The sequence below is a fragment of the Amycolatopsis sp. cmx-8-4 genome (genome assembly GCF_046548675.1).
Taxonomy (GTDB): Bacteria; Actinomycetota; Actinomycetes; order Mycobacteriales; family Pseudonocardiaceae; genus Amycolatopsis.
The window spans coordinates 33607-46272 of record NZ_JAEBDZ010000025.1; the positions used below are offsets into that span (position 1 = coordinate 33607).

Genomic DNA, 12666 nt, shown 5'->3' on the forward strand with positions numbered 1-12666 from the left:
AATGTGACGGACGAGGAGCTGCTCCAGGCGAGCACCGACCTGCGCGTCGCCCTGGGCCGGCTGGTCCGGCGGCTGCGCCAGGGCTACGTCGTCGGCGAACTGACCCTGCCCGAACGCTCGGTGCTCTCGCGGCTCGACCGGGAGGGCCCGGCCACGCCGGGATGCCTCGCCGACCTCGAACGGGTCAAGCCGCAGGCCATGGGCGTCACGCTCGCCGGACTGGTCGAACGCGGCCTCGTCGTGCGCCGCAAGGACGACAGCGACGGCCGCAAGGTCCTCATGTCGGTGACCGACGCCGGCGTCCAGCTGCTCACCGACCGGCGGTCGGTGACCACCGAGCGGATGGCCACCGCGCTGGCCGAGCGGTTCACCGCGGCCGAGCAGCGCAAGCTGATCGCCGCGATCCCGCTGATCGAGCGGCTGGCGGACGCCCTGTGACCGGCACCGGAACCCCGGACCGCTACAAGTGGGTCGCGCTGTCGAACACCACGCTCGGCGTGCTGATGTCGGCGCTCGACGGCTCGATCGTGATCATCTCGCTGCCCGCGATCTTCCGCGGCATCGGCCTCGACCCCCTCGCCCCGGGCAACATCGGCTACCTGCTCTGGATGATCCTCGGTTACCTGCTGCTGCAGGCCGTGCTGGTGGTGACGCTCGGGCGGCTCGGCGACATGTTCGGCCGGGTCAAGATATACAACCTCGGCTTCGTCGTCTTCAGCATCGCCTCGGTGGCGTTGTCGTTCGACCCGTTCCACGCCGGCGGCGGCGCGCTGTGGCTGATCGGCTGGCGGGTGGTGCAGGCCGTCGGCGGGTCGATGCTGACGGCCAACTCCGCGGCCATCCTCACCGACGCCTTCCCTGCCGAACAACGCGGCATGGCGCTGGGCGTCAACCAGATCACCGCGCTGGCCGGGCAGTTCTTCGGCCTGGTCGTCGGCGGGCTGCTGGCCGAGATCGACTGGCGCGCGGTGTTCTGGGTGAGCGTCCCGTTCGGGCTGCTCGGCACGATCTGGTCGATCCGCAGCCTCCGCGAAGTCGGCACGCCGAAGCGCGCGAAGGTCGACTGGGGCGGCAACATCACCTTCGCCGCCGGCACCGCGATCCTGCTGGCCGCGATCACGTACGGCATCCAGCCCTACGGCGGCGCCGCGACCGGCTGGGGCAACCCGCTGGTGCTGGGCGGCATCGGCGCCGGGGCGCTGCTGCTCGTGGCGTTCGGCCTCATCGAGACCCGCGTCGCCGCGCCGATGTTCCACCTCGGGCTGTTCCGGATCCGCGCGTTCGCCGCGGGCAACATCGCCGCGTTGCTGACGTCGGTGGCGCGGGGTGGCATGCAGTTCATGCTCATCATCTGGCTGCAGGGCATCTGGTTGCCGCTGCACGGCTACGACTACGAGCGGACGCCGTTGTGGGCGGGCATCTACATGCTGCCGCTGACGGTCGGGTTCCTCCTCGCCGGCCCGGTGTCGGGGTACCTGTCCGACCGGTTCGGCGCCCGGCTGTTCTCCACCGGCGGGCTGCTGCTGGTCGCGGCGGCGTTCCTGGGCCTGCTGGCGCTGCCGGTGAACTTCCCGTACCCGGCGTTCGCCGCGCTGCTCGTGGTCAGCGGGATCGGCCAGGGCATGTTCTCGGCGCCGAACACCTCGGCGATCATGAGCAGCGTCCCGACCGAGCAACGCGGCGTCGCCTCCGGCATGCGGGCGACGTTCCAGAACTCCGGGACGTCGCTGTCGATCGGCGTGTTCTTCTCGCTGATGATCGCCGGGCTCGCCGGGTCGCTGCCGCAGACGCTGACCAGCGGCCTGCAGGCCGCTGGCGTCGCGGCGGACGTCGCCGACGGCGTCGCCCAGCTGCCGCCGGTGAGCACGCTCTTCGCGGCGTTCCTCGGCAGCAACCCGGTGGGGCACCTGCTCGGCCCGGACGTCCTTGCCGGACTGGCGCCGGCCGACCGGGCGACGCTGACCGGCGGGGACTTCTTCCCGCAGCTGATCTCCGGGCCGTTCCACCACGGTCTCGTGATCGTGTTCACCGCCGCCGCGGTGATGGCCGTCGTCGCCGCGATCGCCTCGGCGTCGCGCGGCTCCCGTTACTTCCACCCGACCGCAGACGCAGTTAAGGAGAACAGATGACCGACGAACTCATCGCCGGAACCGTCACCATCACCGGGAACGGCGGCGACGAGATCGAGGCCTACGCGGCCAGGCCCACCGACGCCGCGACGCGCGGCGGGGTCGTGGTGATCCACCACATGCCCGGCTACGACGCGTCGACGAAGGAGATGGTGCGCCGCTTCGCCGCCGAGGGCTACAACGCGATCTGCCCCAACCTCTACGCCCGCGAGGCCCCGGGCGCGGACCCGGACGACGCGGCCGCCACGGTCCGCGCGGCCGGCGGCGTCCCGGACGACCGCCTGGTGGGCGACGTCTCGGGCGCGGCCGACTACCTCAAGGCCCTGGAGAACGCGAACGGTCGCGTCGGGGTCATCGGGCACTGCTCGGGCGGCCGTCAGGCGTTCCTCGTCGGCTGCTCGATCGACGTCGACGCGGCGGTGGACTGCTACGGCGCGTTCGTCGTCAACGACCCGCCGGAGGCCATGAAGTTCATGAAGCCGTTGCTGGGCAAGGCATCGGAGCTGTCCTGCCCGCTGCTGGGCATCTTCGGCGCCGACGACAAGTTCCCGAGCCCGGACGAGGTCGCCGTGCTCGCGGCGGAGCTGGAGAAGCTCGGCAAGGAGCACGAGTTCCACACGTACGCGGACGCCGGCCACGCGTTCTTCGCCGTCGACCGGCCGAGCTACCGGCCGGAAGCCGCGAAGGACGGCTGGGAACGCATCCTCGACTTCTACGCCCGCACGCTCAGCGCCTGAGAGGACTCGCCATGTGCACCTACCTCACCGAGAAGTTCGCCCTCGAAGGCAGCGGCAAGGGCGCCCGCGGCTGGTTCCGCCTGAACGAAGGCACGGTCTACGTCGATCACCCGGTCCACGCGCCGTACGCGCACACGGTCAACATCGACTTCCGCAACCCGGACCTGGGCGCGTCAGCCCGCGTCGCCTTGGAACTGACGGAAGAAGACGCCCTGGCCCTGGCCGACGCCATCGTCGCGGCCGTCAAGTCCGCCCCCGCGGGCCTCGCTTCCCGCAACCAGTAGCCCAAAGCCGTGAAGGCCTCCTTACCGGCTCTTATGGCTGGTAAGGAGGCCTTCACGGCTTTCACGGCGTGTAAAGGGCGCCGAGGAACTCCAGGAGCAGGCGCTCGCGCAGGGGTGCGGGGGCTGTGGCGAGGAGCGCGTTGATCGGGGCCATCCGGTCCGGGAGGCCGGAAGCGCCGCCGAGGCCTGCCGCGGCCAGCAGGCCCGCGAACTGGTCCGACGTCAGCGTCGCCGGGTCCAGGGCGGCGACGAACTCCGCCACCGCCGGGTCGATCAGCACCGGGCCCGACGCGCGGGCCGCGTCCACCGACGCCGCCAGGTCCGTGAGGAATTCCTTCTCGCTGCCGTTATTCGCCGCCGTGACCGTGAGGTGCAGGTTCGCCGGGGACGACAGATGCGCGAACTGCGGCTGGACGTACCAGCAGCGTGTCTTCATCTCGTCGGCCACCGTGAACAGGTCGAAGCCGTCGTCGCCGGTGAACGCGATCAGCGTCGACACCGGATCGCCCAGGATCCGCAGGCCTTCGATGTCGGCGACCCCGGCCCGGATCCGCGACACCGCTTCGCGCGTCGAGGAAGCCAGTTGAAGGTAGCCGTCTTCGCCGAGGTGGCGGACCACCGCCCACGCCGCGGCCAACGGGCCGCCCGAGCGGGTGCTCTGGATCGTCGTGTTCAGCATCGTGTAACCCGGCCAGCCCGCGCTCGCGAAGTAGTGCGTCCGCCGCAGCTCCGCCGACGCGTGCAGCAGCACCGACGTCCCCTTCGGGCAGTACGCGTACTTGTGCAGGTCCACCGAGATGCTCGTGACGCCCGGGACGCGGAAGTCGAACGGCGCGACGTCGGCGCCGAGGCGAGCGAAGTACGGCAGGACCCAGCCGCCGATGCAGGCGTCGACGTGCATCCGGACGCCCCGGGCAGCCGCCGCGGCCGCGATCTCGGCCACCGGGTCGAGCACGCCGTGCGCGTACGACGGCGCGCTCGCCACCACCAGCACCGTCGAGTCGTCGATCGCCGCGGCCATCGCGGCCGGGTCCGCGCGGAACGTCACCGGGTCGACCGGGACGTCGATCCGGCGCAGCCCGAACAGGTGCGCGGCCTTGTGGAACGCCGCGTGCGCGGTGGTTGGCAGCACGATCGACGGCGCGGCGATCTCCGGGTGCGCGTCACGCGCGGCCAGGACCGAGAGCAGGCACGACTCCGTGCCGCCGGACGTCACCGAACCGACGACGCCCGGGACGTCGCCGAGCAGCCGGGACGCCGCCGCGACGAGGTCGTTCTCCATGCGCAGCAGGCTGGGGAACGCCGTCGGGTCGAGGCCGTTGGCCGACGACGCCAGCGCGTGCGCGGCGGCCCCCAGCGAGTCCACTTCGGACAGTCCGCTGTCGTAGACGTAGGCCAGCGTGCGGCCGCCGTGCGTCGGCAGGTCACCCGCGCGCAGCTCCCGGAGCGCCGCGAGGACGTCCTCAGGCGGGTTCATGACGCGGCTCCAGCACCGAGCGTCGCAGCAGCGGCAGGGCCAGCGCGATCAGCACGCCGGGGATGATCGACGAGCCGAGCAGAATCGCGACGATCGCGCTGTGCGGCTGGTCGGTCGTCGCGTCGGTGCTCGAGACGTACCCGCCGAACGCCAGGATCGCGCTCCACAGCCCGGCGCCCAGCGCGAGGCCGAGCGTCTCGCCCGCGGTCCACACGCCGGCCGCGATGCCCGCGCGGGTCTCGCCGGTGCGCTCCTCCTCGGCCGTGATCAGGTCCGGCAGGATGGCGAGCGGGAACACCGAGATCCCCGCGTAGCCGACGCCGCAGAGCGCGACGAACACGAGGATGATCACCAGCGGCAGCGACTGGGCGAGGATCAGGCCCAGCAGGCCGATCGCGAAGGCCGCCGTGGCGATGCGGAAGCCGTTGAGCTTGCCGACGCGGGCGCCGAGGCGCGGCCACAGCGGCATCGTCAGCAGCGCCGGGCCGACGAAGATCACGAAGATCACCGTGCCGTAGCCCTCGCTGCCGAGGATGCGCTGGGCGAAGAACGGGATGGCCGCCAGCACCGTGCCGATGCCGAGGGCCTGGATGAAGTACGTGCCGAGCAGCCAGCGGAACGGCCGCCACCGCGCGATGGTCCGCGAGAGGTCCTTGAAGCTCACCGTGTTCGGCCGCAGCGACCCGACCGGCGCGCCCTTGAGGCCGAAGTACACCAGCAGCGTCGCGGCCAGCACGATCAGCCCGATCACGATGGCCATCACGCGGTAGCCGGCGACCCCGCCGATGCCGGAGGTGATCGCCGGGGCGCCGCCGCCGCAGATCAGGATCGTCACGGCCAGGACGCCGATGCGCACGCTGGTGAGCTTCGTCCGCTCGTCGGCGGACTCGGTCAGCTCGGCCGGCAGCGCGTTGAACGGCACCTGGAACACCGCGTACGCGGTCGCGCAGGCGGTGAACAGGATCGCCACGTACAGCGCGTCCGGCAACGGCGACCCGAAGCCCGGGTGGGCGAACATCAGCGCGAAGAGGATCGAGACGCCGATGCCGCCGATCAGCAGGAACCGGCGCCGGCTGCCGGTCTTCAGCAGGTTCGCGTCGGACATCCGCCCGGCGATCGGGTTGAACAGCACGTCCCAGGCCTTCGGGACGAACACGATGACGCCCGCCGCGGCGGCGGGCACGGCCATCGTGTCGGTGAGGTACTTGACCAGGATCAGGCCGGGGACCGTGCCGAAGGACCCGGTGACGAACGAGCCGAGCGAATACCTGAACCGCGTCCGGCCGGACAGCGTCGTCATGGTCCTCCTCGAAAAGCGGATTCCGATGAGGCGATCAGTAGTGGATCTCGGCCAGCACCGGGTAGTGGTCGGAGGGAATCGTGCCACCGTCGTAATGCACCAGCTGTACCGGCCCGACCTCGGCGCGTCGCAGCGAGCCGACGTAGTCCAGCGAATCGCGGTAGGTCGCCGGGACGGACTTCGCCGCGTCCGGGTTGGTGACGGCGTCGAAGCTGTACTCCCCCGCGCCCGCGGTCCGCAGCGTCCCGCCGAGCACCGCTTCGCCCTGCTCGGACTGGGAGCGGCCCAGTGCGTCGCGGCGGCCCTGCCCGGCCCAGTACTCGATGTTGAGGTCACCGGCGATCGCGACCGGGTCCGCCGCCGGGACGTGCGCGGCGGCCAGGTCGCGCAGCTCGCCGAGCTGCGCCATCCGGATCTGGTGCGCCTTCGGCAGGGTGTCGGGGGCTTCGTCGGCCTGCAGGTGCGTGCCGGCCAGCCAGAGCGCCTTGCCGTGGGCGAAGATCCGGACCAGCGCCGCGCCCTTGTTGGACAGGTAGTCCGCGGTGCCGGAGTAGGAGTTGCGGTAGACGAGCTGGTGCTTCTCGGTGATCGGGTACTTGCTCAGCACCGTGACGCCGCCGTTGACGACGATCGGCGAGTTCGAGCAGTTGCCGGACACCGTCGTCCAGCCCGGCGACGTCGAGCAGGACTGCCCGACCAGCGGCGTCTGGAACGGGTAGGCGTCGACGAGCCGGTCGCGCAGCCCCTCGGCCTGGGCGCTGAAGGCTTCTTCGAGCACGACGACGTCGGCGGCCTTGGCCCGGATGACGCGTTCGGCGGCCTGGGCCCTGGCTTCTTTGTCCGACGTGTTCGGATTGGCGATCCACGGCAGCTGCCACAGGTTGAAGCTCAGGACGGACACGCTCGCGGGCGCGGCCTGAGCGGGCGCGGTCACGAGGGCGAGGAAGGCGCAGACGACAGCGGCGAGAATGGCGGTTCTTCGCACGACAGCGGTCCTTTCGGGATGGCGGGTTCAGGAGACGACGAAGGCGCGGGAGGTCCCGCTGAGCTGGGCGATGGCGCCGGTCAGGCCGTGCTTCCAGGCTCCGTAGTGGACGACGCGGAACTTCCCGACCGGCGTGTTCGCCGGAATGTCCCAGGTGACCTCGGCGCGCGACTCGGACACGAACGTCCGGGTCCAGCGGAACTTCGTCGCCCAGTCACCGTCGTCGGCGTAACGGACCCAGCGGCCGTCGACGTACTGCTGGATCTCCAGGAACGTGCCGTCGCGGCGCAGGTCGTTCTTCGGGTGTCCGGTCACGAACGCGACCGACACCTGCTCGCCGCGCCGGTAGCTGCTCTTGGCGTCGGTGACGACGTCGCCGAAGCTCTTCAGCAGCGGCGCGCTGTCGAAGACCACGCCGGGCTGGAAGTTGATCAGCTTGCCGCGCAGGTCGCGCGGCACCGGCCCGTGCGGGACCGCGGCGCCCGCCTTCATCGCCGCGGCGAGCTTCCCGAACTCCTGCTGGTACGCGGGCAGCGTGTAGCGGCCGAAGAGCGTCGACGCGCCCTCGTACTGCTGCGAGTCGTACTCCTCCGGCGTCGTCACGTACTGGCTGTAGGCGTTGGAGTAGCCCTGCATCAGGACGTTCTCCAGCGGGACGCCCAGCTCGGCGGCGACCGTCTGCCGGATCCGCAGCCCGGCGACGATCGTGTACTCGGCGGGACCGGCGACCAGGTGCAGCTGCCCGATCCGGACGATCTGCAGCGGCAGCACCTCGGGCGCCCACGGGTAGGGCTTCATCGCGCCGAACGGCACGGCGACGACCTTCGGCGCCTGCGCGTCGGCGAGGGCCTGAGGGATCGGCGCGTCGATGCCCCCGAGCCAGTCGATAAACGGGTTCTTCACGCCCTCGGGCAGCGGCAGTCCCGGACCGTCTTCGGTGCTGCCGGCCAGCATCGAGACGCCGATGGCCGCGGTGCACGTCCGGTGCGGACGACCGTCCGGGGTGAACTCCGGGTCGACGTCGACGGCGGACATGTCCACGTAGGTCATGCGGTGGTCGACGCCGCCGGTCACGGACTCGCTCGCCGCGTCGAACGCGCGTTTCGCCGCCTGGAACTGGAGTTCGCCGATGCGCTGGGTGTTCAGGAACTCCGTCTCGGGCGTGCCCGGCTGAAGGTTCAGGTTCGGCGTCATGTCGCCGGAGTTGGTCTGGGCGAACGCGGCGACGAACCCGGGCGGACCGTCGAGGTAGCGGACGCCGGCGTGGTCGTGCTCCCACGTATAGGCGGCGTAGCCCTTGTTGTCGCTGCTGATCAGGTGGTTGCCGTTGCTCATCGACGTGCCGTGCGTGGCGAACCAGGTGATCGCGCCGACGTCCCGGCCGCCCTGGCGGAACCGCAGCACGGTGACGGCCGGGTCGATCGAGAGCGGGAAGTGGTCCTTGTCGGGGTTGAGCTCGAAGGCGACCCTCGATCGGTTGGCACTCGCCTCGGTCAGCTCGGTCCGGCCGAGGGTGAGCTCGCCGGGCGCGAGGGTGTCATGCGCGTGGCCGATGGCCTCGACGATCCCGGCGACGACGGCGTCGTAGGTCTGCTGCTGGAACCCGAGGATCGACAGGTCGTAGGCCGCGTAGTGCGAGTCGCCGCCGCACGCCGAGTGCGTGTGGGTGGCGTTGAGCAGCACGTTCTGCTCGGTGTAGGTGTTCCCGTACTTCCGCGCCAGCTCACGCAGGACACCCTGGTGGACCGACTGGAACAACGCGCCCAGCTCGGCGGTGACGAAGACGATCCGGTTCTTACCGTCGTCGACGACGTACGCGCGCGCCCGGGTCCGCAGGTGGATACCGGCCGTCTGCTGCTGCGGCAGGGAGTAGCCCATCATGCCGTTCTCGGCGGCAGGCCCGGTGACGTCGCCGAGCCCGACGCCGACCCTGAGCGTGGCCTCGGCGGCCGCGGCCGGTCTGGCCACGGCGGCGGCGAAGGGCAGCGCGGCGGCTCCGGCCAGGACGTGACGACGACTCACCCGCATACGATCTCCCGACTAACGTGAACGTGATTCGCGTTAGTTCGGGACCGTACGTGACCCCCGCCACCACGGCAACCCGGCAGAAGTGCCGCCACGGAAAGCCGTGAAGGCCTCCTTCCCGGCCGTAAGAGCCGGGAAGGAGGCCTTCACGGCTTTTCAGCCCAGCGCGTCGGCGATCTTCTCGAGGGTCGCCGCGTCGCCGCGCAGCAGCAGCTGCGTGACGACGGTGTCTTCCCACGCCTTCAGCTCTTCGCGGATCTTCGCCGCCGGCCCGATCAGCGACGTGTCCTCCACCAGGGACGTCGGGATCGCCGCGACAGCCTCCTCCTTGCGCCCGGCCAGGTACAGCTCCTGGACCTTGTCCGCGACGTCCTCGTAGCCCAGCCGCGCGAAGACGTCGTGGTGGAAGTTCACGCTCTTCGCGCCCATGCCGCCGATGTAGAGCGCCAGCGACGGCTTGATCCAGCTCGCCGCCTCCTCGACGTCGTCGTGGACGATCACCGGGACCGACGCGGGCACCTCGAACGTCTCCAGGGTGTGCCGGGCGCCCGGCCGCGCGAAGCCCTCTTCGAGCGCGGCCTTGTAGAAGTCGTTGCTCTTGGGCGAAAAGAACAGCGGGAGCCAGCCGTCGCAGATCTCGGCGGAGAGGGCGACGTTCTTCGGGCCCTCCGCGGCGAGGTGGATGGGAACGTCGGCCCGCAGCGGGTGCACGGTCGGCTTGAGCGCCTTGCCCAGCCCGGCGCCGCCCTTCAAGGGGAGCTGGAAGTGCTGTCCGTCCAGGGTCACCGGTGCCTCGCGGGCCAGCACCTGCCGCACGATGTCGATGTACTCGCGCGTGCGCGCCAGGGGTTTCGGGTACGGCTGGCCGTACCAGCCCTCGACGACCTGCGGGCCGGACGCGCCGAGCCCGAGCACGAACCGGCCGCCGGACAGGTGGTCCAGGGTCAGCGCGCTCATCGCCGTCGCCGTCGGGGTGCGCGCGGCCATCTGCACGATGTTGGTGCCGAGCCGGATCCGGCTGGTCGACGAGCCCCACCAGGCCAGCGGCGTGAACGCGTCCGAGCCGTAGGCCTCCGCCGTCCACACCGAGTCGAAGCCGAGCTCCTCGGCCTTGAGGACCGCCTCCAGCGCACCCGGGGTGGGCCCGCTGCCCCAGTACCCGACGTGGAATCCCAGCTTCACGAAGACCTCCTAGATGTTCGGCGCGTAATGCTCGGGTTTGCCGCGCTCGGACAGCGGCGGCAGGTTCCTGGGTGGAGTCTCGACCACGGCGGCGTCCGGAGCCACCTCGCCGCGGACGCGGCGCCAGCCGGCCCGGGCCCGCGGGTGGTAACGGCGGTCGTGCGGCACGAGCTTGAACACGGCGTTGATCAGCTTCCCGACCCGCCGGTGGCGGCGCGCGTCGCGCTCGGACCAGCGCAGGCCGAGCCGGTCGCGGATCTCACGGTCGTACAGCCCGGTCGTCAGCCAGACGAAGGTGCGCGCGACCAGCACGCTCACCGGCCGCCAGAGCGCGTCCGGCAGCCAGGGCAGGAACGGCGGCTTCGCGATCCCGGCGAGGTCGAGGACGTCCCGGGTGGCCTTGTTGTCCTCCAGGACGTCGGCGCACATGTGTTTCCAGTAGCGCTGGAAGTCCGCCCAGCTCTCCGGCACCGGCCGCATGCTCATGTCGTACATCCGCCACCAGGTGACGTGCTCGTCGAACAGCCGCCGCTTCTCCGCCTCGCCGATGCCGCCCATGAAGTGGTCGGCGATGAGGATCGTGCTGACGAAGAACGTCGAGTGCGCCCAGTAGTAGGTGTCGGGGTCGAGCGCGTGATAACGACGGCCCAGTGCGTCGATCCCCTTGATCCGGTCGTGGTAACCACGGACCTCCAGGGCGGTCTGGTGCGCACGCGGGCCGTCGTAGACGACCCCGCCGATCGGGTAGAGCGAGCGGAAGAGGCGCTGCCAGCGCTCCTCGAAGAACCGCGAGTGCTGCTCGACCCCGGCGCCGAGGCCCGGGTGCATGTTCTGCATCGACCCGGCCCAGAGCGCGATCAGCAGGCCACGCCAGTCGCCGAAGTACCTCCAGGTCAGCGAATCCGGACCCAGTGGTTCGGGGTTCATCGGCGGCTCCTCGTCGAGTCTCAAACTGACTACGTGTGTTGTCAGGCTAGAATCTGACAACACACGTAGTCAATCGAGGAGCGGATATGCCGGGCCGGACCTGGGCGGGCACGACGCTGGACGACCGGAAGGCGCTCCGGCGCGAGCAGCTCGTCGCCGCGGGCCTCGCGCTGCTGGGCACCAAGGGCTCGGCCGCCACCAGCGTGCGCGCGGTCTGCCGGCACGCGAAGCTCACCGAGCGTTACTTCTACGAGAGCTTCGCCGACCGCGAGGAGCTCGTCGCGGCGGTCTACGAGCACGTCGGCGAGCAGGCGCGCCAGGCCCTGGTCGACGCGGTGCGGGACGCGCCGAGCCCCACCTCGCGCGCCGAGAACGCCGTGCGCGCGTTCGTCGAGCTGATCGTCGACGACCCCCGCAAGGGCCGGGTCCTGCTGCTCGCCCCGCTGACCGACCCCGCGCTCACCCGGCGCGGCCTGCACCTGCTGCCGGTGTTCGCCGCCGTCGTCGGCGAGCAGCTCTCCCGCGGCGACGAGACCGAACGGCAGCTGGTGGCCGTCGGGCTGGTGGGCGCGCTGAGCAACGTCTTCATCGCCTACCTCGACGGCTCGCTGAAGGTCTCGCGCGAGCGGCTCGTCGCGCACTGCGTGAAACTCGTGCTCGGCGCCGACGACCTGGCCCGCTGACGCCACCGGCCTCACCTCCGCCCGCTGACAGTCCCGCGAAGATCGGGCACACTCAACCCATGCGTACCGCTGGGCGGAACGACGGCGCGAGCGGCGACGGTCTCGTCGCCGCCCGGCTCGCCGCGCTCCTCGAAGCTTTCCGGCCGGGCGACGAGTCACTCGGCGTGTCCGAGCTGGCCCGGCGGACCGGGCTGGCGAAGACGACCGTCCACCGCCTCGTCGGTCACCTCGCCGAGACCGGCCTGCTGACGCGCGAGGACGGCGCCGTGCGGCTCGGGCTGCGGCTGTTCGAAATCGGCCAACTGGCCTCGCCCCGGAGAGGACTTGTCGAAGCGGCCCGGCCGTACCTCGCCGACCTCCGGGAGGCGACGCGCAACACCGTCCACCTCGCGATCCTGGAGGGCACCGAAGTCGTCTACCTCGACGTCCTGCGCGGGCCGGACGCGCCGACGCTGCCGTCGCGCATCGGCGGCCGGTTCCCCGCGCACGCCACCGGCGTCGGCAAGGCGATCCTGGCGTTTTCCGCGGAATCCGTCGTGAACAAGGTCATCGACGCCGGATTGCCCCGCCTGAGCCCGAAGACGATCACCGCGCCCGGGCTGCTGCGCCGTCAGCTCACCCGGATCCGCGAAGACGGGATCGCGTTGGAGCGTGAGGAATCGGGCGTCGGCGTGGTGTGCGCGGCCAGCCCGCTGCTCGACGCGCGCGGCGTCGCGGTGGCAGCCGTGTCGATTTCGGGCTGGGCCAACCGGATGCGGACCGAACGGGTTGCTCCCGCCGTCCGCACGGTCGCACTGGCGTTGACCCGGACACTGTCGGCCGCCACAGCGGACAGTCGGAAATAATCTTGCAGGACAAGGCTTTTTGATCTCCGCGAAGATCTCTAGGCCGTCCGGATGACGTGACCTCCCCGAGCTGTACGGGCCATCCGCGGCGA

General features: G+C 70.9%; 12 protein-coding genes. 6 read left to right on the forward strand and 6 right to left on the reverse strand.

The features are described 5' to 3' along the window. The first annotated feature begins 3 nt into the window (after positions 1-3). The 4 genes from ACLJQZ_RS37380 to ACLJQZ_RS37395 are packed head-to-tail and all read left to right on the forward strand — an operon-like array spanning position 4 to position 3150. Positions 4-438, forward strand: coding sequence for a MarR family winged helix-turn-helix transcriptional regulator (locus tag ACLJQZ_RS37380; RefSeq protein ID WP_410625066.1), 435 nt, complete (start codon positions 4-6; stop codon positions 436-438). Continuing rightward, entirely contained in the window at positions 435-2129 is a 1695-nt protein-coding gene (locus ACLJQZ_RS37385; RefSeq protein ID WP_410625069.1) for an MFS transporter, read from the forward strand. The genes ACLJQZ_RS37380 and ACLJQZ_RS37385 overlap by 4 nt, the downstream gene beginning before the upstream one ends. Beyond that, positions 2126-2866, forward strand: a complete 741-nt coding sequence (locus ACLJQZ_RS37390; protein ID WP_328454813.1) for a dienelactone hydrolase family protein — start codon at positions 2126-2128, stop codon at positions 2864-2866. Before ACLJQZ_RS37385 ends, ACLJQZ_RS37390 begins: the two co-directional genes overlap by 4 nt. Before the next feature lie 11 nt (positions 2867-2877). Then, a complete protein-coding gene (locus ACLJQZ_RS37395) occupies positions 2878-3150 on the forward strand; it encodes a DUF6295 family protein (RefSeq protein WP_326949793.1) in 273 nt (90 codons plus the stop codon). A 61-nt stretch (positions 3151-3211) separates the two neighbouring features. On the opposite strand, the gene ACLJQZ_RS37400 is transcribed toward ACLJQZ_RS37395, so the two are convergent. The 6 genes from ACLJQZ_RS37400 to ACLJQZ_RS37425 form a co-directional block, all read right to left on the reverse strand. Further along, a complete protein-coding gene (locus tag ACLJQZ_RS37400) occupies positions 3212-4627 on the reverse strand; it encodes a pyridoxal phosphate-dependent decarboxylase family protein (protein WP_410625072.1) in 1416 nt (471 codons plus the stop codon). Beyond that, the gene (locus ACLJQZ_RS37405; protein ID WP_410625074.1) at positions 4614-5927 is read right to left on the reverse strand and encodes an MFS transporter; all 1314 of its coding nucleotides are present in this window, start codon (positions 5925-5927) and stop codon (positions 4614-4616) included. Before ACLJQZ_RS37405 ends, ACLJQZ_RS37400 begins: the two co-directional genes overlap by 14 nt. 34 nt (positions 5928-5961) lie before the next feature. Beyond that, the gene (locus ACLJQZ_RS37410) at positions 5962-6912 is read right to left on the reverse strand and encodes a sphingomyelin phosphodiesterase (RefSeq protein ID WP_410625075.1); all 951 of its coding nucleotides are present in this window, start codon (positions 6910-6912) and stop codon (positions 5962-5964) included. A 27-nt stretch (positions 6913-6939) separates the two neighbouring features. Further along, the gene (locus tag ACLJQZ_RS37415) at positions 6940-8940 is read right to left on the reverse strand and encodes a neutral/alkaline ceramidase (RefSeq protein ID WP_410625076.1); all 2001 of its coding nucleotides are present in this window, start codon (positions 8938-8940) and stop codon (positions 6940-6942) included. Positions 8941-9093: 153 nt separating this feature from the next. Further along, positions 9094-10119 carry an LLM class F420-dependent oxidoreductase gene (locus ACLJQZ_RS37420; RefSeq protein WP_247052000.1) on the reverse strand — a complete coding sequence of 342 codons (1026 nt, stop codon included), beginning with the start codon at positions 10117-10119 and terminating at the stop codon, positions 9094-9096. Between the two features lie 9 nt (positions 10120-10128). After that, the gene (locus ACLJQZ_RS37425; RefSeq protein ID WP_410625078.1) at positions 10129-11046 is read right to left on the reverse strand and encodes an oxygenase MpaB family protein; all 918 of its coding nucleotides are present in this window, start codon (positions 11044-11046) and stop codon (positions 10129-10131) included. Positions 11047-11132: 86 nt separating this feature from the next. Here ACLJQZ_RS37425 and ACLJQZ_RS37430 point away from each other — a divergent pair, with 86 nt between their 5' ends. Next, positions 11133-11729 (forward strand): TetR/AcrR family transcriptional regulator, encoded by a 597-nt coding sequence (locus tag ACLJQZ_RS37430; protein WP_410625080.1) that lies wholly within the window; start codon positions 11133-11135, stop codon positions 11727-11729. 59 nt (positions 11730-11788) lie between these two features. Further along, on the forward strand, positions 11789-12574 hold the full coding sequence (locus ACLJQZ_RS37435) for an IclR family transcriptional regulator (protein ID WP_410625081.1): 786 nt from the start codon (positions 11789-11791) through the stop codon (positions 12572-12574). The last annotated feature ends 92 nt before the right edge of the window (positions 12575-12666 follow it).